Source organism: Paracraurococcus lichenis (genome assembly GCF_030657435.1).
Taxonomy (GTDB): domain Bacteria; phylum Pseudomonadota; class Alphaproteobacteria; order Acetobacterales; family Acetobacteraceae; genus Paracraurococcus; species Paracraurococcus lichenis.
Window position 1 is genome coordinate 1 of the sequence record NZ_JAUTWS010000022.1, and the last position, 21886, is coordinate 21886.

A 21886-nucleotide genomic window follows, 5' to 3' on the forward strand; every position below is an offset into this window, starting at 1 on the left:
GCTCTAGCGCCCGAGCCCGTCCCAGAACTCCTTGACCTTGGCGAAGAATCCCTCGGCCTCCGGGCTGTGCTTGCCGGCGCTCGCCGCCTCGGATTCGAACTGCTCCAGCAGCTCGCGCTGCTTCGGCGTCAGGTTCTGCGGCGTCTCGACCGAGACCTGCACGAACATGTCGCCGCGCACCGCGCTGCGCAGCACGGAGAAGCCCTTCGCGCGCAGGCGGAACTGGTCGCCCGCCTGGGTGCCGGCCGGGATGGTCACCCGGGCGCGGCCGCCGTCGATGCTCGGCACCTCCACCGTGCCGCCGAGGGCGGCCTGGGTCATCCGCAGCGGCACCCGGACGAAGATATTGGCGCCGTCGCGCTGGAAGATCGGATGCGCCCGGATGGAGACGTCCACATAGAGGTCGCCCGCCGGCGCGCCGCGCAGCCCCGCCTCGCCCTCGCCGGCGAGGCGGATGCGGGTGCCGTCCTCGACACCCGCGGGGATGGAGACGTTCAGCGTCCGGTCGCGCTGCACCCGCCCCGCGCCCTGGCAGACCTTGCAGGGGTTCTTGATCACCCGGCCCTGGCCGCCGCAGGTGGGGCAGGTCCGCTCGATCAGGAAGAAGCCCTGCTGCGCCCGCACCTTGCCGGCGCCCTGGCAGGTGGTGCAGGTGGTCGCGGCGGCGCTGCCGCCCTCCGCGCCGGTGCCGGAGCAGGCCTCGCAGGCGACGGAGGAGGGGACGCGGACGGTCTTCTTGGCGCCGTTGAAGGCCTCCTCGAGCGAGATCTCCACCATGGTGCGGAGATCCGCGCCGCGGCCGGAGGCCTGGCGGCGCCCGCCGCGCCCCCCGCCGCCGCCGCCGCCGAAGCGGCCGAACATCTCCTCGAAGATGTCCTCGAAGCCCGCGCCGAAGGGATTGCCGCCGGCGCCGAAGGGGTTGCCCCCGCCCGGGCCGCCGCCGCCCTGCTCGAAGGCGGCATGGCCGAAGCGGTCATAGGCCGCGCGCTTCTCGCCATCCTTCAGGACGTCATAGGCCTCGTTCAGGTCCTTGAACTTGGCCTCGGCCTCCTTGTCACCCTGGTTGCGGTCAGGGTGATACTTCATCGCCAGCTTGCGATACGCCTTCTTCAGGTCGTCCTCGGTCGCCTCGCGCGAGACGCCGAGTATCTCGTAGTAATCCCGCTTCGCCATGACCGAGCCCTGTATCACGGTCCCGCCTGCCAAGGCCCGTGCTTTTCCGCTGCAGCAGGCCGGCGGCGGTCTCCCCAGGCGGGGAGGCAAGTTTCGTACCCCGGACAGCGCGGCGCCCGGCCCCGCCACCCCGGCCCCTGCTGGGCCGGGGGGCGATCACCGGGCGCCGCCCCTCATCCGGACACCCGTCCCTGGCAGGGGCGGCACGGCGCGCAGGCACCGGACCGCCCCATCGCCTCAGGAAGGCTTCTTCTTGTTGGGGTCGACCTCCTCGAAGTCGGCGTCCACCACCTTGTCGCCGCCCGGCTGCGGCCCGGCGCCGCCAGCGGCGCCCGCGCCGCCCGCGGGACCCGCGGCCTGCTCGCTCGCCTGCTGCTGCTTGTAGAGCGACTCGCCCATCTTCATCGCGGCCTGGGAGAGCTTCTCCCCGGCGCCGCGCAGCCGCTCGGCATCCGCGCTGTCGAGCGCGCCGCGCGCCTCGGTGAGCGCCGCCTCCACCTCGGCCTTCTCGCCGGCGCCGACCTTGTCGCCGTTCTCCTTCAGCGTCTTGTCGGTGCTGTGGATCAGGGCCTCGAGCTGGTTGCGGGCCTCGACCGACTCGCGGCGCTTCCGGTCCGCCTCGGCATTCGCCTCGGCGTCCTTGACCATCCGCTCGATATCGGCGTCCGACAGGCCGGACTTGGCCTGGATGCGGATCTGCTGCTCCTTGCCCGTCGCCTTGTCCTTGGCCGACACGCTGACGATGCCGTTGGCGTCGATGTCGAAGGTCACCTCGACCTGCGGCACGCCGCGCGGCGCGGGCGGGATGCCCTGCAGGTCGAAATTGCCCAGCAGCTTGTTGTCCGCCGCCATCTCGCGCTCACCCTGGTAGACCTTGATGGTGACCGCGGTCTGGTTGTCGTCGGCGGTGCTGAAGACCTGCGACTTCTTGGTCGGGATCGTCGTGTTGCGGTCGATCAGCCGGGTGAAGACGCCGCCCAGCGTCTCGATGCCGAGGGAGAGCGGGGTGACGTCGAGCAGCAGGACGTCCTTCACCTCGCCCTTCAGCACGCCGCCCTGGATCGCGGCGCCGATGGCGACGACCTCGTCCGGGTTGACGTTGCGGGCCGGCTCCTTGCCGAAGAAGGACTTCACCGTGTCGATGACCTTCGGCATGCGGGTCATGCCGCCGACCAGGATCACCTCGTCGATCTCGCCGGCCGAGAGGCCCGCATCCTTCAGCGCCTGCTTGCAGGGCTCGAGCGTCTTCTGGATCAGGTCGTCGACCAGGCTCTCGAGCTTCGCCCGGCTCAGCGTCATCACGAGGTGCTTCGGCCCGGAGGCGTCGGCGGTGATGAAGGGCAGGTTGATCTCGGTCTGCTTGGAGCTCGACAGCTCGATCTTCGCCTTCTCGGCGGCCTCCTTCAGCCGCTGCAGGGCGAGCTTGTCGCCGCGCAGGTCGATGCCCTGCTCGCGCTTGAACTCGTCGGCCAGGTAGTCGATGACGCGGGCGTCGAAGTCCTCGCCACCCAGGAAGGTGTCGCCGTTGGTGGACTTCACCTCGAAGACGCCGTCGCCGATCTCGAGGACCGAGATGTCGAAGGTGCCGCCGCCGAGGTCATAGACCGCGATGGTGCCGCCCTTCTTCTGGTCCATGCCGTAGGCGAGCGCGGCCGCCGTCGGCTCGTTGATGATGCGCAGCACCTCGAGGCCCGCGATGGCGCCGGCTTCCTTGGTGGACTGGCGCTGGGCGTCGTTGAAGTAGGCGGGGACGGTGATGACGGCCTGCGTCACCTTCTCGCCGAGATAGGCCTCGGCCGTCTCCTTCATCTTGGTCAGGATGTTGGCGCTGATCTGCTGCGGCGCGTACTTCTGCCCGTCCACCTCGACCCAGGCATCGCCGTTGTCGGCCCGCACGATGTGGTAGGGGACGAGGCCGATGTCCTTCTTGACCATCGGGTCGTCGAAGCGGCGGCCGATCAGGCGCTTGACGGCATAAAGGGTGTTGTTCGGGTTGGTGACGGCCTGGCGCTTGGCGCTCTGGCCCACCAGCCGCTCGCCGTTCTTGGCGAAGGCGACCATGGAGGGCGTGGTGCGTGCGCCCTCGGCATTCTCGATCACCCGGGTCTCCTTGCCCTCCATGATGGCGACGCAGGAGTTGGTGGTGCCGAGATCGATGCCGATAACTTTGCTCATCCGTACTTCTCCTCTGCGGCGGTCGGGGGCGGCCCGAGACACCCGCACCGGCCGCTCACGCGCCCGGCCCGGGGCCCGTCTGAGGCACCGCGCCCTTCCCCATGGCTGTTCCCGATGGACAGGATCCTGACGGGTTCGGATGGGATCCGGGCCGCCGGAGTGGCGGCCACGCGCCCGATGTATTGGCAGGGTGCGGCCGGAACAAGGGTCGTCCGGCCGAGTGATGAAAATTTAGGCGGTCCTGGACCCGCCCGCGGCGACGACGACCATGGCCGGCTTCAGCAACCGGCCGTTGAGCGTCCAGGCCGGCGTCCAGGCCTGCAGGACGGTGCCGGGAGCGACGCCCTGCGGCGCCGGCTGCTCGGCCATGGCCTGGTGCAGTTCGGGGTCGAAGGGCTGGCCCTGGGCCTCCGTGCGGGCGATGCCGTGGCGCTCGAGGATGCCGAGGAAGCTGCGCTCCACGCCCTCGAAGCCCTCGCGCAGCTTGGTCAGCAGCTCGGGCTCGCCCTCCGCCTTCACCGGCAGGGCGTCGAGGCCGCGGCGCAGGTTCTGCGCCGCCTCCACCACGTCGCCGGCGAATTTCTGGATGGCGTATTGCCGCGCATCCGTGACCTCCCGCTGGGTGCGGCTGCGGAGGTTCTGCATCTCCGCCTCGGCCCGCAGCCAGCGGTCGCGGAACTGCGTCACCTCGGCCTCGAGCGCGGCGATGCGCGCCTCCGGCGTGTGCTCGGTGGCGGGGGCGGCGCCGTCCTGGGCCGCGTTCGTCTGCTCCGCCGCGGTGGTCTCCGGCGGTGTCTCGGCTGGGTCGCTCATAATCCGATCGGGTCTGGCAATGGGGGGCCCCGGGGGGTGGGGCCGTCAGCCGTCAGGTAGTCGCTGGACGGGCCCGGGGCAACCATTTGCAATGCCCTCGCCGCTAGGCGGGCAGGGCCGGCAGGATCGCCTCCCGCAGAACGGCCAGCGGCGGGCGCCACTGTTCGGGATGGTTGTAGTTGCCGGCGGTGACGGCCACGACTAGGGCCCGGTCCGGCAGCAGGAAGAGCCGCTGGCCGCCATTGCCGATGGCGCCGCTCCAGCGGTCGAACCCGTCGCCCTCGCGCGGCAGCCGGCCCATATACCAGTGGTAGCCGTAGCGGCGGCCGTCCTCCATGACGATGGCCGGGGCGAAGCTCTCGGCCAGCCAGGCGGCGGGGACGACCTGCCGCCCCTCCCAGGCGCCGCCGGCCAGGACCATCAGCCCGATCCGCGCCAGGTCGCGCGGCGTCATCCGCAGGCCGGAGGCGGCGGAGTGCACCCCCTCCCGCATCAGCGCCCAGTCCGTCGGGCCGAGGCCGAGCGGGTCGAAGAGCCGCGCCCGGGCATAGTCCGGCAGCGGCCGCCCGGCGCCGCGGACGATCAGTTGCCCGAGCAGCGCCGTCGCCCCGCCGCAATAGATCCAGCGCGTGCCGGGCTCGGCCACCAGCGGCCGGTCGAGGACGAAGCGCCAGGGATCGGGCGCCGCATCCATGGCGATCTCGCTGTTCGCCGTGCTGGTATAGGGCGCGCTCTCGTCCCAGGCGGTCCCGAGCGTCATGGAGAGCGCGTGCCGGACGGTCCAGCGGGCGCGGAGGGGATCGGCGGCGAGGTCCGCGCAGTCCGGGAATTGCGCCAGCAGCGGCGCCTCGGGCGGCGGGACGAGCCCCTCGGCCAGCGCGATGCCGTAGAGCAGGCCGAGGACCGACTTGGTGACGGAGCGGAGGTCGTGCGGCGTCTCCGGCCCGAAGGCGACCTCGCCCAGCGAGCGGCCGCGGGCTTCGTCGGCGCCGCTCAGGTAGCGCTCGAAGACCGGGGCGCCACGGTGGAAGGCGACCACGCCGTGCAGCCCGGGGAGCCGGCCGGCGGCGCGGAGCGCCTCGAAGCGCCCGGCGATGCCCTCCTCCGCGGCCCGGACGGCCGGGGTCGCCAGCGCGCCCGCCGCGACCAGCGTGGCGCGGCGATCGAGGTCGGGTCCTGCCATCACCCTGGCTCCTGCCGTCGGGCCGGAGCCTGGATCATTCCCGGGCCGGCCGTCCAGCGCGGGCATGCTCCAGGTCGTCACGTGCCGAGCCGATCACCGCCTCCGGGCGCTTCCGCCCCGCAGCGTTCCCCTGGCAGGGCCGGGCCGCTACAGCAGCACCAGCCCGGCCCGCGCCCCGCGCGCCACCGCATCCGCCCGGCTGCTCGCCCCGAGCTTCTGCAGGACCGAGGCGACATGCGCCTTGGCGGTGTGGAAGGAGAGGCCGAGCCGGCGCGCGATCACCTTGTTGGAGGCGCCGGCCGCCAGCAGGTCCAGCACCTCCCGCTCCCGCCGGGTCAGGCCGGTCTCGGGCGGCGCGGCCTCCCGCCCGGCCAGCGCGGTCACCGTCGCGGGGGCGAGGACGGAGAGGCCGCGGGCGGTCGCCGCCAGCGCCGCCTCGAGCTGCGCCGCCGGCGCCTCGGGCGGCAGGACCGACCGCGCCCCGGCGCGGAGCGCCGCGACCGCCGCCGCGCCCTCGGCCAGCACCAGGACCGGCGGGCCCTCGCGCTCCGGCGCCTCCGCCACGATCACGTCGGCGGCGCCGGGATCGGCGACCAGCCGCACGCCGGCGAGGTCGCCGAGCCGCGCCGCGAGCTCCGCATCCGGGCGGCGCAGCGCCACCGCCACCGGCGCGCGCGCCGGCGCCCCGCGCGGCGCGGCGGCCGCCGGGGCTGGCTTCAGGGGAATGTCCGCGAGTGCCGCCATGTCATGCCGCCGCCCGTTCGCCGATCCGCACCTGCACCCGCCGGGGAATGCCGCCGCGAACCAGCTCCAGTGTCACCGTGGTGCCGACGCTGTCGGGGTCAAGCCGCGCCAGCATCTCCCGCACGGAAACAAGCGGCGTGCCATCCCAGGTCGCCAGCACATCGCCGAGAAGGATGCCCGCCTGGCCCGCCGGGCCGCGCGGATCGACGCCGACCACGATCAGCCCCCGCTCCTCGCCCATCTGCACCGGCTGCATGGCGATGCCGAGATAGCCGCGCGCCACCCGCCCGCGGGTGCGCAGGTGCTCGACGGAGCGGGCGATGGTCTCGGCCGGGATCACCAGGGCGCGGCGCTTCGGGCCGGAGACCGCCATGCCGACCAGGCGCCCGGCATGGTCCAGCACCACCCCGCCCTCGCAGGCCGGGTCGAGCCTCAGGCCGAGCTGGATGCGCCGGTCGAGCCGGCCGCCGCGCATGGAGCGCCAGGGGCCGCCGACCAGGGCGGCGATGCCATGGGCGGCAACCGGCCCGTACTCCCCGCGGCCGACCGCCAGCACCAGATGGCCAGCGGCGAGCGCGCCGGCCGGGGCGGCGGCAAGCGGCGTGAAGCCGCCGGTCTCGGCCTTTAGCAGCGCCACGTCGGTGCCCGGGTCGCGGCCGGCCAGCGTTGCCGCCACCACGCGCCCGTCGGACAGGGTGAGGGAGAGCTCGTCGTCGCGTTCCAGCGCTTCCTCGGCGGTGACGACCAGGCCTTCGGACCAGAGCAGGCCGGAGCGGGCGCGGCCGTCCCGGCCATGGACGGCGGCGACCCGGGCCGCGGCCTCCGCCGTGAGCGCCGCGAGCCGGTCGGAGACGAGGGCGAGGGGATCCTGGGAGGGCAGGTCGGTCATGGCTGGCTCCGCTGATGCCCTGAGACTGGGTACGCCGCCGCCGCCGGACCATTGCCCGGATGGGGAGGGCCGCATGGCCCGCCGCGGGTCGATATCCGCTGCGTGAAATCCCATATGTCCTGCATGGCGGAGTCCAACGCGGCAGCCCTGCTGGCCGATGCGGTGCACCGGCGGCGGGCCGTGCAATTGCTGTATGACGGCGCCTGGCGCGTGGTGCACCCGCATGCGCTGGGCCGGACCGGGCGGGGCAAGCTGTCGCTCCTGGCCTGGCAGACCGCCGGGCTCGGCCGCTCGGCCGAGCCGGAGGGCTGGCGGATGTTCGACCTCGCCCGGGTCGGGGCGGTGGAGCTGCTGCAGGCGCAGTTCAGCCCGCGACCGCAGCCGGCGAACGGGCGCTGGACGGCGGGCATCGCGGAACCGCTCGCGGCGGTATAGGCGCGTCGGATCCCCGACAGAAGCGCCACGGCGGATTGGGGCATGTCGGACAGGCGACGCCCGGCGCTACGCCGCGACCTGCGGCGCCGCCTCCGCGATCCGCCCCGGCAGCCAGACCCGGAAGCTGGCGCCCGCCCCTTCCTCGCTCTCGATCGCCAATTGCCCGCGGTGGCGGTTCACGATGTGCTTGACGATGGCGAGGCCGAGCCCCGTGCCGCCGGCGCTGCGCGACCGGCCCTTGTCCACCCGGTAGAAGCGCTCGGTCAGGCGGGGGATGTGCTCGCGGGGGATCCCGGGGCCGTCATCCACCACCTCGAGGACGACGCCGCCGCGCCGCCCGGCGCCCTCGGCGAAGCCGACCGCGACCCGCACCTCGCCGCCCTCGCGGCCATGGCGCACGGCATTCTCCAGCAGGTTCCGCACGACCTGGCCGAGCTGCTCGGCATCCGCCGGCGTCGCCAGCACCGCCTCCTCGAGCGCGGGGAGGACGGTCACCTGGCGCGCCCGCAGCAGCGGCTCCAGCGCCTCGAGCTCCGCCCGCACCACCGCCGCCAGCCGCGCCCGGCCGGTCGGCGGCTGATGCTCCGTCAGCTCGATGCGCGAGAGGCCCAGCAGGTCGTCGATCAGCCGCCGCATGCGCTCGGACTGCTCGGCCATGATGCCGAGGAAGCGGGCGCGCGCCGCCGGGTCGTCCTCCGCCGGGCCGCGCAGCGTCTCGATGAAGCCGATCAGGCTGGCCAGCGGCGTGCGCAGCTCATGGCTGGCATTGGCGACGAAATCGGCCCGCATGCGCTCGATCGCGCGCTCGCGCGTCCGGTCGCCCAGCACGATCACGATCCGCCCGCCATCGGCCAGCGCCGGCTCCATCGGGATCACCTGCGCCGCGATCTCGCGGGCCACCGGCACCGGCAGGACCAGGTCGCAGGTCTGCGGCCGGTGCTCGGCCAGGGCGCGGTCCACCGCCGTCGCCAGCGCCGGGTGGCGCAGCAGGGCCGCGACATCCCCGCCCCGCGGGCCGCCGCGGGCGGCCTCGCCCTCCGCCCCGAACAGTGCCCGCGCCGCGGCATTGGCGCGCAGCGGCTGCCGCTCCGGCGAGAGGACCAGCAGCGGGTCGGGCAGGCTCTCGACGATCGCCTCGTCCGCCCGCCGCAGCCGGCCGACCAGCGCGCCCTGCTCGGCCAGCGTGCGGGCGAGGCGCGAGACACCCTCGACGATCTCCTCGACCGCCGGCAGCAGCGGCGTGGCGGAGGGCGGGACCAGCCGCCCGTCCTCGGCCGCGGCCCGCCGCAGCGCCTCCGCCAGCCGCGCCAGGTTGCCGATCCAGAGGCCGGCGACCAGCACCGCGGCGAGCAGGCAGGCGAGGAGGGCGAGCAGCCCCGCCCCCACCGCCAGCGCGCCGGAGAGCATCAGCGCCAGCAGCACCGCCGCCGGCACCGCGCCGATCAGCCCGGCGGCGCCGAGGATCCGTCCCGGCGGCAGGCGGAGCATGGCGCCTCAGGTGCCCGGCAGGCCGGGCACCGGCGCCGGCTCGACCAGCACCGGCTCGCCGGTCGGCTCGACGGAGAAGATCGCCAGGCCGCGCTGCGCCAGGCCGCCCGGCGCCAGCAGGATCGGCCCGTCGGCGCCCAGCATGGGCTGGCCGAGCGGCGGATTGCCGCCCGGCTCCCGCACCGCCCGGGCGGCCAGCGCGGCGGCATCGTAGGCGACGCCGGCCAGGCGCGGCGGCCGCTCGCCGAAAGCAGCCTGGTAGCGGCTGTCGAAAGCGGCGCGCGCCTGCGGATCCGGCCCGGGGAAGAGCGCGCCCTGCAGCGCCGGCTCCTGGCTCAGGGTCGCGTCCTGCGCCCAGAGCGTGGTGCCGAGGAAGCGCGGCCGGCTGGGCAGGGCGGTGGCCAGCGCCGCGGCGGCCTGCCGCGCCCGCTCCCCGCCCTGGCCGAGCAGCACGGCATCCAGCCCTTCCGGCCCGGCCTGGGCGGCAAGCTCGCGCGCCGCCTGGGCGACGTCGCCGAGGCGCGGATGCAGCAGCACGACCGGCGCCGGCAGGCCGAGGGCGCTCGCCCGCGCCCGGAAGCCGGCGGCGAGGCGGCGGCCGAACTCGTCGTCCGGCGCCAGCAGCCCGAGCCGGCGGGCGCCGGCGCCCGCGGCGGCGGCGGCCATGCGCTCCGCCTGCTCGCCGGGCGTCACGCCCATGACCCAGACGCCGCCGCCGGCCTGGGAGGCATCGCTGGTGAAGGCGAGGACCGGGGCGCCGGCGCCCTTCGCCACCGCGGCGGCGGCCGAGGTCTCGCCGAGCGTCAGCGGCCCGGCGAAGGCGCGCGCGCCCTCGGCGAGGGCCACGCGCGCCGCCTCGCCGGCGCCGGCGGCGGTGCTGGCGGTATCGCGCGGCAGGAATTCGACGCCCGGGTCGCCCTGCTCGAACAGCGCGAGTTGCGCCGCGTTCAGCATGGCCTGGCCGAGCGGGCGGTTGCTGCCGGAGAGCGGCAGCAGGAGCCCGACGCGGCTGCGCGGCGGCTCCGCCGGCAGGGCGGCGGCCGAGGGCTGGGCCGGCAGGACGACGACCGGCGACGGGGCTTGCGGGGCGCAGGCCGCCATGGGCAAGAGCAGCAGCGCGACGGCCAGCCAGTGGCGCAGGGGCCGGCGCGGCGCGGAGCATGACGGAACTGGCAAGCAATCCTCCCGACGATCGAGGTCCCCAGGCGATGCCCGAGGGGACGCCCGCCGCGGCGCCGCCCGGGCTCACCCTGGTGGCGACCCCGATCGGCAATCTCGGCGACCTGTCCCCACGCGCCCTGGCCACCCTGCGCGGCGCCGATGCCGTGCTCTGCGAGGATACCAGGGTAACCGGCGCCCTGCTGGCGAGGCATGGCGTTTCGGTGACGATGATGCCTCTGCACGAGCACAACGAGGATGAACAGACCCCGAAGGTGCTTGCACGGCTAAGTGCGGGGGCGCGGATCGCCCTCGTCTCCGATGCCGGGACGCCGCTGGTCTCCGATCCCGGCTACCGGCTGGTCCGCGCCGCGATCGCCGCGGGGCTGCCGGTGCATGCCGTGCCGGGCGCGAATGCCGCCGTCATGGCGCTGACGCTGTCCGGCCTGCCGCCGCATCCCTTCCTGTTCCATGGCTTCCTGCCGCCGCGGGCAGGGCCGCGGGCGGCGGAGATCGCCCGGCTGCGGGCGGCGGAGCGGGCCGGGCTCTCGGCCACGACCATCTTCTACGAGGCGCCGCACCGCCTGGCCGAGACGCTGGCGGCGCTGGCCGAGGGGCTGGGCGGCGAGCGCCCGGCCGCGGTCGCGCGGGAGATGACCAAGCGATTCGAGGAGGTGCGGCGCGGCAGGCTGGCCGAGCTTGCCGCGCACTACGCCGCGCACGAGGCACGGGGCGAGATCGCGGTGGTGGTCGGCCCGGCGCCGGAGGAGCGCGGGACGGCGGAGGAGCTGGAGCAGCGCCTGCGCGACGCGCTGGCGGCGGGGATGAGCGTGCGCGACGCCGCCGCCTCGGTCGCCGAGGCGACCGGGCTGCCGCGCAAGCAGGTCTATGCCCGGGCGCTGGAGCTCGGGCGCGGGTGAGCGGGGCGGCCGCGCGCGCCCGGCGGCGGGTGCTCTGGATGAACCTGCTCTTCTCGGCGGGGCTGGCGCTGGCGCTGCCCTGGTTCGTGGCGGGGGCGCTGGCGCATGCCTGGGTACCGGCGCGGGGGACGCTCTGGACCACCCATCATGCCTATGCCGTGCGGACCTTCTGGTTCGGGCTCCTCGGGATGCTGGCACCGCTGGTCGCGCCGGGGGTGGGGCTCGGCCTGCTGGCGGTGGTCTGGCTGTGGTGCGCGGCGCGGCTGGCGCGCGCCTGGCTGGCCTGGGAGCGGGAGGAGTGGATCACCGACCCGGGCCGCTTCGTGTAGCGGAACGGCCTCCGGCGGGGCGGGGGCGGCCAGCGTCCCGGGACGGGTGCCGCCGGCGCGCCGAACGAGGCGCCCCTCGCCCGGGACCTCCCGGGTCGCGCCGGCCCGGACGATGCCGGCCGGCGCTTGCGATGGCATCCGGCGGCGCGGGTCATCGGCTGCGCCGAACCGCCCGGGGTGATGCCGCGAGCGGCAACGGATGCCCCGGATCGGAGCAGCCGGGTCCCCCGGCCGGCGCCGGCACCAGGCCCGGCCTTTCTCCTTGTACTCGCCCGCCAATCGAGCGTTATTGCTTCGAAATGCCACCGATCTCCGCAGGGCCGACATGATATCAGCCGGGACGCGTGGCCGGCTCTGGTCGGACTGGCCCATGGCCTGGCACCTGTTCCTGCTCGTGCTCGGTGCCCTGCTGCCGCTCCTCGGCTTCGCGGGGCTCGCCACCTGGCGCTACGCGGAGGCCGAGCGCGGGCGGACCGAGACGGCCGCGGCCAATTCCGCCCGCGAGATCGCCGCCGGACTCGACATCTACCTCGCCGAGATGATCGCCACCGCGCGGGTGCTCGCCGGCTCGGAGGCGCTGATGGCGGGCGACCTCGCCGCCTTCCACCTGCGTGCCGTCGAGGCGGCGCGCCTGTCGCGCGGCGTCGTCTCGGTGCGCGATGCGTCGAGCCGGCAACTCCTCAACAGCGCCATCGCCTGGGGCGCGGCTTTGCCGGACCGGTCGAGCCTCGTGGCGGCCGATGCGGCGGCCGCCCGCACGCGCGGGCCCGTCGTGTCGGACGGTTTCGCCGGCCTCGTCGACCACTCCTTCCAGTTTGCCGTTGTCCTCCCGCTCTCGCCGCGGGAGGGGCCGGCGCGCTTCCTCAGCGTCTCGACCTCCGCCGCGCAGGTTCAGCAGGTGCTCGAGGGCGTGGTCACGCTGCAGCCGGGGGTCGTCAGCGGCGTGATGGACCGGGCCGGGAATTTCCTCGCCCGCAGCCCGGAGCCGGAGCGCTGGATCGGCCGCTCCGCCGGCCTCCTTCGTGGCCCGGCGGCGCGGGGTCCCGGAAGCGCGGCGGAGGGACCGGATGCCGCCGGCGTGCCGGACCGCCTGTTCACGCAGCGCTCGCCGGTCTCGGGCTGGGACGCGGTGGTGTGGGTACCGGGCGCCCTGCTACGCGCGCCCATGCTGGCGGCAGCCCGGCAGACGGCGCTCCTCGGGGCCGGGGCGCTCGCGCTCGCACTCCTCGTGGCGTGGCTCGGCGCAAGGCGGATCGGCGGCGCCGTCGCGGCCCTCACCACCGCCGCGGCGGCGCTGGAGCGCGACGGAACGGTCCCGCCCCTGGCCACGCCGGTGCGCGAGGCCAATCGGGTGGGGAAGGCGCTCGCCGCGGCGGCGCTGGAGCGCCAGGGCCGCGAGGCGGACCTGCGCCGGAGCGAGGCGCGGCTGCGCGAGATGGCCGAGCGCGTGGACCTCGCCCTCGCCGCGGGCGCCATCATCGGCACCTGGAACTGGGAATTGCCGGCCGACCACTTCACGGCCGACGAGCGTTTCGCGCGCTCCTTCGGCCTGGACCCGGAGCGTTGCCGCGCCGGCCTCGGCATCGAGGAGGTGGTGGCGGGCGTGCATCCCGACGATATCGGCCGCCTGCGCGAGGCCATCGCGGAGGCGATCGCGCGCGGCGGCTCCTATTCCTGCCAGTACCGCGTGCGTCAATGGGACGGCGCCTATCGCTGGCTCGAGGCGAATGGCCGGGTCTATCTCGCGGCGGACGGCACGCCGCGCCGCTTCCCCGGCGTCCTGCTGGACATCGAGGAGCGGCGCGCGCTGGCGGCCGAGCGCGACCGGGCGGCGGCGCTGCTGCGCGCCTTCGCCGATGCCGTGCCGGGCGTGGTCTATGCCAAGGACCGCGAGGGCCGGATGCTGGTGGCCAATCGCGGCACGACCGCGCTGATCGGCAAGCCGCCGGAGTTCTACCTCGGCCGGACGGACCTGGAATTCCTCGACGACAAGGCCCAGGCCGAGGTGGTCATGGCGAACGACCGGCGCGTCATGGAGAGCGGGACGGCGGAGGTGATCGAGGAGGCGGTCAGCCGTCCCGACGGGACGCCCGCCATATGGCTCTCCACCAAGGCACCCTTCCGCGACGCCGAGGGACGGGTCATCGGCATCATCGGCGCCTCGCTCGACATCACCCTGCGCAAGGAGGCCGAGGCCGTGCTCGCGCGCGGCAAGGAGGAGCTGGAGCGCCTGGTCGAGGACCGCACGCGCGACCTGCGGGAGGCGCAGACGCGCCTCGCGCATGCGCAGCGCATGGAAGCCCTCGGACAGCTCGCCGGCGGGATCGCGCATGACTTCAACAACGTGCTGCAGGCGGTCAGCGGCGCCGCGCGGCTGATCGAGGCGCGGCCGGAGGATGTCGGGCGCGTGCAGCGCCTCGCGGCGATGGCGGCCGAGGCCGCCGCGCGCGGCTCCTCCATCACCCGCCGGCTGCTCGCCTTCTCGCGCCGGGCCGACCTGCGGGCGGAGCCGATCGAGGCGAGCGAGCTGCTGCGCGGCACGGCGGAGGTGCTGTCGCACACGCTCGGCGCGGGCATCGCGGTGCGCGTCGGGGCGCCGCCGGGCCTGCCGCTGCTCTTCGCGGACAAGGGGCAGTTGGAGACGGTGCTCATCAACCTCGCCACCAATGCGCGCGACGCCATGGCGGGGCGGGGGAGGATCGACCTCGCCGTCGAGGCCGCCGCGGTCGGCGCCGGCGACCCCGCCGGTCCGCCCGGGCTGCTGTCCGGGGATTATCTCCGCCTGTCGGTCACGGACACCGGCACCGGCATGCCGCCCGAGGTGCTGGCGCGGGCGACGGAACCCTTCTTCACCACCAAGGAGAGCGGCAAGGGAACCGGCCTCGGGCTCGCCATGGCGCGCGGCTTCGCCGAGCAGTCGGGCGGCGCGCTCGAGATCCGGAGTGCGGCCGGGCAGGGCACGACCGTATCGGTCTGGCTGCCGGTGCTGACCGAGGCGCCTGCCCTGCCCCCTCCGCTGCCGGCCCGGGAGAGGTCCGGGGGCCGGGCGCATGTGCTGCTCGTGGACGACGAGGCGGCCGTGCGGGAGGTCACCGCCGAGAGCCTGCGGGATGCGGGCTTCACCGTCACCGCCGTGGCGGGCGCGGCGGAGGCCCTGGCGCTGCTCGACGACGGCGAGCCCCTGGACCTCCTCGTCTCCGATCTCTCCATGCCCGGCATGGACGGCCTGGCCCTGATCCGCGAGGCGCAGCGCCGCAGGCCGCGCCTGCCGGCGATCCTGCTGACGGGCTTCGCGACCGACGCGGCGGAGATCGCGGTGGGTGGCGCCCTCAGCGGCGCCTTCTCGCTGCTGCGCAAGCCGATCGAGGGGCAGGCCCTTGCCGAGCGCCTGGATGCGTTGCTGGAAGGCGCGCGCGCCGAGGCGCCCCGCTTCGGCTGACCGTGCCGGCGGCCGGCATGGATGGACCTGGCGGCGGCGAGCGCATTCCCATGGCGCGGCCGGACCTCGCCGGGTGGGCGGCAAGCGACGCCTTCCGGGCGCGCGCCGGACCTGGTTGGCCGGCACGCGCGTCGTGGCGACCGCATACCAACGCACCTCGCCGTTCCCGAGGTGTTGGCCCTCCCCGCTCGTGCCAACGAATGACGTGCATTCCGGCCCCGGGTCGGCAGCCCGGGCTTCCCGTTGCGCCCTGCCCTCGACCGCGTGCTCAGGCGGCGGGAGGAGAGCCCCGCTCCATTCGCCCGCGTTGGATCATGCCGCGACGGGCACTGCGTGTCCCAGCCTGTCGAGCACCCCATCCACCTGGGCAATCGTCTCGGCATCCTGGCGGAACGCGATGGCGAGGACGCCGCCGCTCGCCCGAACCGCGCGCGCCGGAACCGCTCCACGCCGGTCCGAAAATTCCACCTGCAAGTCGGCGCCCGACGCAAGGTTCCAATCGGTCTGCAGGGCGGCACCGCCGCGCGAGATGTCCCTCACCACGGCCCCGACCTCGCCCTGGCCTGCGGAACGCAGCGTCACGCGCATGCCCTGGCCGGAGATGCGCTCGTAGCGGCGACGGTCATCCTCCCCGTCCTTCGCCATTGCCGCCAGGAAGTGGTCGACCTCGGAGCGCAAGGTGCAGGCCACCTGGCCCACGCCATCCGCCGCCTCCTGCACCTGCTGGCTGGTTTCGCCGGCCGATTTCGCGATGGCTGAAACTTCGTTCATGGCCCGCATCGCGCGGCTGGAGGCGCCGGCCACGTCCTGCACGCGGGCGGAGATGTCGCGCGTCGCAGCGCCCTGCTCCTCGACGGCAGCGGCGATGGCGGCGGCCACGTCGTCGACGCGGGCAATCGCCTCGACGGCGCCGCGCACCGCCAGGACGGCACCGTCGGTGGCGCTGCGGATGGAATGGATCTGCTGCCCGATTTCCTCGGTCGCCTTTGCCGTCTGCTCCGCCAGCGCCTTGACCTCGCCGGCCACCACCGCGAAGCCCTTGCCGGCCTCCCCGGCGCGGGCCGCCTCGATCGTCGCGTTCAGCGCCAGCAGGTTGGTCTGCCCGGCGATGTCGGTGATCAGCCGCACGACCTCGCCGATCCGCTGCGATGCCTCGGCCAGGCCGCCCACGGTCTCGTCGGTGACCTTCGCCCGCCCGACCGCCTCCCGCGCGGAACTCGCCACCTGCGTCACCCGCCGCGAAATCTCGTCGACACTCACCGAGAGTTCCTCCGTCGCGGCCGCGACCGCCGACAGGTTGCGCGAGGATTGCTCGCCTTCATGCGCCGTCGTCGACGCGCTCTGCTCGGTGCGCTGCGACGAGGCGGTCATCTCGGCTGCCGCGTCCCGCATGGTGGCCGCGGTCTGAGTCAGCCGCTGCATCACGCCCGAGATGCTGGTGCCGAAATCCGTCGTGTTGCGGTCCATGGCCGCCTGCCGGCGATCCTTGGCGGCACGCTCTGCGAGTTGGGCTGCCGCCATGCCGTCGGCCGCGTGCAATCCGGTGCGGCACTCCTCGAGCGCCCGCGCCATGTCGCCGATCTCGTCGCCCCGGGACTTCCAGGGCAGGTCGAAGCCGTAGTCGCGCGCGGCAAGGCGACGCATGGCCGCGGCCAGCCCGGTCACCGAACGTCCGACATGGCCGCCCAGCCAGAGCGCCGCCGCCACGCCGAGGGCGACCGCGCCCGCCAGGAGCAGGCCGATGAACCAGATGGCCTTCCGGTAGGCCGCCTCGCCCCGGTTGGCCGCCGCCTTCCCGGAGTCGGCGTTGAAGTCCCGGTCGCGCGACGCGGCGTCGCGGAACGCCGTGAACCCGCGCCGCCCCTCACCGAAATAGAAGGCGATGGCGGCATCCCTGTCGCCGCCGCGGACATAGGCCATGTTGCGGTCGGTGAGCGCGAGGTATTCGCGGAGGGTACGGTCGACCGTGTCGGCCAGCCGCTGCTCCTCGCCGGGCGAGATCAGTCCCTTGTAGTCGCGCCACGACGTCTCCAGGGCGTCCTGGGCGGCGACGAGCCGCTTCTCCTCCGCCGCCCTGACCTCCGCATTGGGCGCCAGCATGACCGTCGCCTGCAACTGGCGGTGCCTCGTCGCGATCTCGGTCATCCGTCCGAGCGCTGCGACGCTCGGCAGCCAGTTGTCGCGAATCTCGGCCGCTTCGCTGTTCAGGCCACGGAGCTCGATGACGGAGAAGCCGCCGACCGCGAGGATGAGGGCTATGAGCGTTCCGAAGGCCGCGAGCAGCTTGCTTCGGATGGACATGTGGTCGAACATCGGACCCCCGGGGGCGCAGGCGCTGTCACGCAGGCAGCGTCCGACGCGACGGATCGCCATCCTGCCCGGTTCTCGCGCAAGTTGCTTGCCCGAAACTTGCCCGAGGGCGCGCTCCGCTGGTCCTTCGGGCATTCGCCTGGGAACCAGGGATCTCCTCCGGCCGGGCGCCGCCGGCAGGAGCACGGCCGCCCTTGCTGGCTCATTCTTCTGTGATTTCGCGGTGCGGATTGCGTCCGTCCTGGCCGCGGTGCAACGCGCCCCTGCCCTGTCACGCGCGCGCCGCACCGCGACGGCCGCATGGGCCCCCGATGGCGCGCGCGGCAGGCCATCGCCTCCGGTCGCTACATGCCAGGGACGCAGACCTACCCCTGCCGGAGCGCGAGCAGCCGGTCCTCGGCCTCCGCCGGGTCCATCGAGAGCGCCTGCTCGGCAATCTCCCGCCCGAACCCGGCGCGCGCCAGCGCCGCCAGTGCCTTGAGACGCGCGGCGCGCGCGGCCTGCGGATCCTGGGGCGGCGGCTCCGGGGCGAAGGGCCCGATCCGCCGCCGGCGGCATTGCGCCAGCGCGGCGTCCAACTCGGCCTCCGCCGCCGGCAGCGCCGCGGCAGCCGTCCCGGCCGCCACGCCCTTCGCGCCGAGATGCGCCGCGATCGCCCGCCGGGAGCGGCCGGCGCGGGCCAGCCGCCGCGCCCGGCTTTCGGCGAAGGCGGCGTCGTCCACCGCCCCGGCCGCGACCATCGCCTTCGCCACCATGACCGCTGCCGCACGCGCCGCCGCGGCCTGCGGCGCAATCGCTTCGGGCGCGGCGCCCTCCATCTCCGCGCGGCGCGCCCAGCGGTCCACCCGGCGCTGCAACACGCGGCGCAGCCCTGCCTCGGTCGCCGCGAAGCGCGCGAGATGCGCCAGCGCCGCTTCGCGCAACGCGGCCTCTCCCGGCGCCGGACCGGCGGGGCGGGGCGGGCGGCGGGGCTTGCGGCTCGGTCTCGACTCCTCGGCCATGGCCGCAGATTGCCACGCCCGGCCCCGCGGGGCACAAGCCCGCGCTCGCACCACCAGCCGGAGACCCGCCATGGCCAGCTACCCGATCAACGGCCTCACCCTCGACCAGGCCAACACGATCATCGCCGCCGCCCGCGCCAGGGGGCGGGAGCTGGGCCTCCTGCCGCTGACGGTCGTGGTGCTCGACGCCGGCGGGCAGGTGAAGGCGATGCAGCGGGAGGATGGGTCCTCGCTGCTGCGTGAGGACGTGGCGCGGGGCAAGGCCTTCGGCGCCCTGGCGCTGGGCCTCGGCGGGCGGGAGCTGGCGCGCCGCGCGCAGGCCATGCCGGGCTTCATGAACGCGCTGTCGGACCTTGCCGGCGGCCGGGCCGTGCCGGTGCCGGGCGGCGTGCTGGCCTGCGATGCCAAGGGGGTGATCCTGGGTGCGGTCGGGATCAGTGGCGATGTCTCGGCGCAGGACGAGGTCTGCGCGGTTGCCGGCATCGAGGCGGCCGGTCTCAGGCCCGATACCGGCGACGCGGCCTGATCTTACCTGTCTGGACCTCCCCGCAGATGGTGGGCACCGCTGCTGAGGTGTTCGCCTTCGGGGAGGTCCGGCACGACCCTCGGCGCCTCCATCCGGCGCCCGGCTGCATCACCCCGGAGCAGATGGAGATCGCCGCAGCCTGACCATCCCCGACCCGGTGTCCGCACAAGCCGGGGATGTCCAGTCCTATGCGGCCCGCACCTCCGCGAGGAAGCCGTCCACCTGCGTCCGCAGCGCGGCCGAGCGGCGGGCGAGCGCGCCCGAGGCCTCCCGCACCTCCGCCGCGACCGCGCCCGTGCGGCCCGCGCCCTCGGCCATGCCCGCGGCGCGCCGCGCCGCCTCATCGCTGTTGGAGGCCGCGCCCGACACCGCCCGGCCGATCTCCCGCGTCGTCGCCGCCTGTTCCTCGGCCGCCGCGGCGACCGCCGCCGTCACGCCGGCAAGCTGCTCGACCGAGCTGCCGATGCCGCGGATCGCCTCCACGGCCTGCTCGGTCGCGCGCTGCATCTCGGTGATCTGCTGGCCGATCTCCTCGGTGGCGCGGGAGGTCTGGGCAGCGAGCTGCTTGACCTCGCTCGCCACCACCGCGAAGCCCTTGCCGTGCTCGCCGGCCCGCGCCGCCTCGATGGTCGCGTTCAGCGCCAGCAGGTTGGTCTGCGCCGCGACATCGGCGATCATCTGCACCACGTCGCCGATGCGCCTTGCCCCTTCGGACAGCGCGCCCATCGCCTCGTTCGTCGCATGGGAAGCAGCAGAGGCGTCGTTCGCCCGCCCGGCCGCCTCGGTGACGCGGGCGGCAACCCCCGCGACGCTGGCGGCGAGCTGCTCGGCCGCCGCGGCGAGCGCCTGCACCTCGGTCGAGGCAGTGCCGGCGGCGCCCGCCGTGGCCGTTGCCTGGGTGGTGCCGTCCGCGGCGAGGCCGGTCATCCGTTCCGCCGTGCTGTCGAGCTCGGCGGCTGCCGCCGCGACGGCCTGCAGCGCCTCCGTCACGGCGCCCTCGAAGTCGCGGGCCAGCGCATCCAGCCGCGCCGCCCGCGCCTCGAGCAGTCGGCGCTGCTCGACCTCGGCGTCGCGCCGGGTGGCCAGCTCGTCCCGCATGCGCGCCAGCGCCCGCATCAGCGTCGCGCGCTCGTCCACGCCCTCGACCGGGATGGCGGCGGCGAGGTCGCCGCCGGCGACGCGGTCGGCCGCGGTCACGGCGTCCCGGAAGCCTTCCGCCACCCGCCGTCCGACCCGGCGCGCGACCAGGGTGCCGCCGGCCAGCGCCGCCAGCAGCACCGCCAGCAGCAGGGCCTGCACCAGCGTGCCGGTGCTGCTCGACAGCGCGCTCTGCCGCTCCGCCGCGGCGCGGCGGGCGGCGACCGCGTCCTCCACGTCGCGCCGGATGGCGTCGCGCTGGTCGGCCAGCAGCTCGTCCCGCAGCAGCGCCTCCCGCGCGCGGGTGCCGAGGCCTGGGATGCGCGCCGCCGTCTGCTCCGCCCAGCCGGAGACGCGCTGCGCCAGCGCGGCGAATTCCGGCGCATGCGCCGCGGCGGCGGCCAGCGACGCCTGCAGCGCCGCGAGCTCGGCCCGGAAGGCCTGGCCCTGGCGGGCGGCGGCCGCGGGCTCGGCGGTGCGCTGCGCCGCCTGCGCCGCGCGGTCGGCGCGCTCGAAGGCCAGCAGCGCGGTCTGCGCCGCCTGCACCGTGGCGAATTCCAGGTCGTGCATGTCCCGCGCGGCTGAGGCCATGACGCGCACCCCGATCGTGGCGACGCCCCCCTCCAGGGCGCAGAGCGCGACGAGCAGGCCGAAGCCGATGGTCAGCCGGCGGCCGAAGGTCATGGCGGCGCTCCGGCGGTTCAGGGTTCGACGGTCAGGGTCAGGCGCATGCGCGGATGCACCGCGCAGCGGATATCGACGGTGCCGGGCGTGGCGAAGGCGCGCTCCACGCTCTCCCCGGGCTTCGCCATGCCGAGGTTGAAGGCCTGGCCTTCCGTCCGGCTGTAGACGTTGTGGGCGAGCTGGTCGTCGTTGCGGAAGACCACCTGCGTGCCGGCGCGCAGCGTCAGCGTGCCGGGGGCGAAGCTGCTGTTGGCCTGCCGCACCTCGACCCGCGCCGGGGCGGCGGTGGCGAGGCTCCAGGCCGAGAGGCCGGCGAGGGCCAGCGCCGCCGCATGCAGGGCGGGCCAGGCGAGGCGGCGGGAGAGGGTGCGGATCATGCGCGTCATCCTGTGCGGGTCACCGGGGCAGGGCGGGCGCCGCGAAATCCTGCGGCGGGGAGGTGAGCGTCTGCAGGAAGGCGACGAGGTCGGCGCGCTCGTCCGCGGTCAGCGAGAAGGGCTTCATCTCGTTGGAGAGGCTCGGGCGCTGGAGGCGGCGGTGCTCGTAATGCTCCGTCACGGCCTCGAGCGTCGGGAGCGAGCCGTCATGCATGTAGGGGGCGCGGCGGGCGATGTCGCGCAGGCCGGGCGTCTTGAAGGCGTGGCGCAGCGCCTCGAAGCCCTCGAGGAAGCCCTCCCGCCCGCGGTCCTCGCCCGGCAGGCCGATGTCGTGGAAACTGTCGTCGGTGAAGTTCCAGCCCTTGTGGCAACGGGCGCAATGGGCGCGGTCGTTGAACACCATCAGGCCGCGCTTCGCGGCATCCGGGATCGCCGCGTCATCGCCCTCCACCCAGCGGTCGAAGGGCGAGCGGCCGGAGACCACGGCGCGCTCGAAGGTGGCGATCGCCGCGGCGATGCCGTCGAGGGCGATGCCGCGGCCGGGGAAGGCGGCCTCGAAGAGCGGGCGGTAGCCCGGGATGGCGGCGAGCTTGGCCGGGAGCCGGTCGAGCGGCTGGTTCATCTCGCCGGCCGCGGCGATGGGGCCGAGCGCCTGCTGCTCCAGCGTGTCCGCCCTGCCGTCCCAGAAGAAGGAGGCGCCCCAGGCGGCGTTCAGCACCGAGGGAGTCCGCCGCCCGAGCTGCAGCATGCCATGGCCATGCGCCAGCGCCTGGCCGTCCCCCCAGCCGAAGGAGGGATTGTGGCAGGAGGCGCAGGAGAGGAGGTTGGAGCCCGACAGCCGCGGGTCGAAGAACAGGATGCGCCCGAGCAGCGCCTTCTCCGGCGTGAAGGGGTTGGCGGCGGGATAGGGGATCTCGGCCGGGCGGCGATAGCTCTGGCGCAGTTCCTCGATCCGGGAGGCAGGAGCGGCCGGGCCGCCGGCACGCTGCGATTGCGCGCTGCCGCCCTGGGCGAGCAGCAGGGCGGCGAGGCCTGCGACGAGCATCCGTCTCATGGCAGTTTGGGGGTCGTCTTGGGCATCCGCGTCAGGCTAGCGGTAGCGCCT

Annotated in this window: 18 protein-coding genes; 5 read left to right on the forward strand and 13 right to left on the reverse strand. The window is 74.9% G+C overall.

The window, feature by feature from the left end; genetic code table 11:
* Nucleotides 1-3: 3 nt before the first annotated feature.
* The 6 genes from dnaJ to Q7A36_RS21150 all read right to left on the reverse strand — a co-directional run bounded on the left by dnaJ (nt 4) and on the right by Q7A36_RS21150 (nt 6977).
* Entirely contained in the window at nt 4-1173 is a 1170-nt protein-coding gene (gene dnaJ / locus Q7A36_RS21125; protein ID WP_305105727.1) for a molecular chaperone DnaJ, read from the reverse strand.
* Between the two features lie 237 nt (nt 1174-1410).
* Nucleotides 1411-3348, reverse strand: a complete 1938-nt coding sequence (gene dnaK, locus Q7A36_RS21130; RefSeq protein WP_305105728.1) for a molecular chaperone DnaK — start codon at nt 3346-3348, stop codon at nt 1411-1413.
* Nucleotides 3349-3579: 231 nt separating this feature from the next.
* On the reverse strand, nt 3580-4161 hold the full coding sequence (grpE, locus tag Q7A36_RS21135; RefSeq protein ID WP_305105729.1) for a nucleotide exchange factor GrpE: 582 nt from the start codon (nt 4159-4161) through the stop codon (nt 3580-3582).
* A 103-nt stretch (nt 4162-4264) separates the two neighbouring features.
* The gene (locus tag Q7A36_RS21140) at nt 4265-5344 is read right to left on the reverse strand and encodes a serine hydrolase domain-containing protein (RefSeq protein WP_305105730.1); all 1080 of its coding nucleotides are present in this window, start codon (nt 5342-5344) and stop codon (nt 4265-4267) included.
* A gap of 147 nt (nt 5345-5491) precedes the next feature.
* The gene (locus Q7A36_RS21145; RefSeq protein ID WP_305105731.1) at nt 5492-6088 is read right to left on the reverse strand and encodes a helix-turn-helix transcriptional regulator; all 597 of its coding nucleotides are present in this window, start codon (nt 6086-6088) and stop codon (nt 5492-5494) included.
* Between the two features lies 1 nt (nt 6089).
* Nucleotides 6090-6977 carry a S1C family serine protease gene (locus tag Q7A36_RS21150; protein ID WP_305105732.1) on the reverse strand — a complete coding sequence of 296 codons (888 nt, stop codon included), beginning with the start codon at nt 6975-6977 and terminating at the stop codon, nt 6090-6092.
* A gap of 123 nt (nt 6978-7100) precedes the next feature.
* On the opposite strand from Q7A36_RS21150, the gene Q7A36_RS21155 reads away from it, so the two are divergent.
* Entirely contained in the window at nt 7101-7412 is a 312-nt protein-coding gene (locus Q7A36_RS21155) for a WYL domain-containing protein (protein WP_305105733.1), read from the forward strand.
* 66 nt (nt 7413-7478) lie between these two features.
* On the opposite strand, the gene Q7A36_RS21160 is transcribed toward Q7A36_RS21155, so the two are convergent.
* Both Q7A36_RS21160 and Q7A36_RS21165 read right to left on the reverse strand, forming a co-directional pair.
* A complete protein-coding gene (locus Q7A36_RS21160; protein WP_305105734.1) occupies nt 7479-8900 on the reverse strand; it encodes an ATP-binding protein in 1422 nt (473 codons plus the stop codon).
* Nucleotides 8901-8906: 6 nt separating this feature from the next.
* On the reverse strand, nt 8907-10076 hold the full coding sequence (locus Q7A36_RS21165) for a penicillin-binding protein activator (protein WP_305105735.1): 1170 nt from the start codon (nt 10074-10076) through the stop codon (nt 8907-8909).
* A gap of 32 nt (nt 10077-10108) precedes the next feature.
* Between Q7A36_RS21165 and rsmI the strand changes: the two genes are divergently transcribed.
* From rsmI to Q7A36_RS21180, 3 genes are all read left to right on the forward strand, one after another.
* Nucleotides 10109-10978, forward strand: coding sequence for a 16S rRNA (cytidine(1402)-2'-O)-methyltransferase (rsmI, locus tag Q7A36_RS21170; RefSeq protein WP_305105736.1), 870 nt, complete (start codon nt 10109-10111; stop codon nt 10976-10978).
* Nucleotides 10975-11307: a hypothetical protein gene (locus Q7A36_RS21175; RefSeq protein WP_305105737.1), complete on the forward strand. Its 333-nt coding sequence runs from the start codon at nt 10975-10977 to the stop codon at nt 11305-11307. The genes rsmI and Q7A36_RS21175 overlap by 4 nt, the downstream gene beginning before the upstream one ends.
* A 370-nt stretch (nt 11308-11677) precedes the next feature.
* Nucleotides 11678-14746, forward strand: a complete 3069-nt coding sequence (locus Q7A36_RS21180; RefSeq protein WP_305105738.1) for a hybrid sensor histidine kinase/response regulator — start codon at nt 11678-11680, stop codon at nt 14744-14746.
* 312 nt (nt 14747-15058) lie between these two features.
* On the opposite strand, the gene Q7A36_RS21185 is transcribed toward Q7A36_RS21180, so the two are convergent.
* Complete coding sequence (locus Q7A36_RS21185; protein WP_305105739.1) at nt 15059-17047, reverse strand: methyl-accepting chemotaxis protein; 1989 nt, start codon at nt 17045-17047, stop codon at nt 15059-15061.
* Between the two features lie 374 nt (nt 17048-17421).
* The gene (locus Q7A36_RS21190) at nt 17422-17979 is read right to left on the reverse strand and encodes a RecX family transcriptional regulator (RefSeq protein WP_305105740.1); all 558 of its coding nucleotides are present in this window, start codon (nt 17977-17979) and stop codon (nt 17422-17424) included.
* A gap of 148 nt (nt 17980-18127) precedes the next feature.
* Here Q7A36_RS21190 and Q7A36_RS21195 point away from each other — a divergent pair, with 148 nt between their 5' ends.
* A complete protein-coding gene (locus Q7A36_RS21195; RefSeq protein ID WP_305105741.1) occupies nt 18128-18583 on the forward strand; it encodes a GlcG/HbpS family heme-binding protein in 456 nt (151 codons plus the stop codon).
* A gap of 186 nt (nt 18584-18769) precedes the next feature.
* Here Q7A36_RS21195 and Q7A36_RS21200 read toward each other — a convergent pair whose 3' ends face one another.
* From Q7A36_RS21200 to Q7A36_RS21210, 3 genes are read right to left on the reverse strand one after another with little or no spacing between them, the layout of a single operon-like run.
* Nucleotides 18770-20404, reverse strand: a complete 1635-nt coding sequence (locus Q7A36_RS21200) for a methyl-accepting chemotaxis protein (RefSeq protein WP_305105742.1) — start codon at nt 20402-20404, stop codon at nt 18770-18772.
* A 17-nt stretch (nt 20405-20421) separates the two neighbouring features.
* Nucleotides 20422-20781: a cupredoxin domain-containing protein gene (locus Q7A36_RS21205; protein ID WP_305105743.1), complete on the reverse strand. Its 360-nt coding sequence runs from the start codon at nt 20779-20781 to the stop codon at nt 20422-20424.
* Between the two features lie 19 nt (nt 20782-20800).
* Nucleotides 20801-21826 (reverse strand): cytochrome-c peroxidase, encoded by a 1026-nt coding sequence (locus tag Q7A36_RS21210; protein ID WP_305105744.1) that lies wholly within the window; start codon nt 21824-21826, stop codon nt 20801-20803.
* Between the last annotated feature and the right edge of the window lie 60 nt (nt 21827-21886).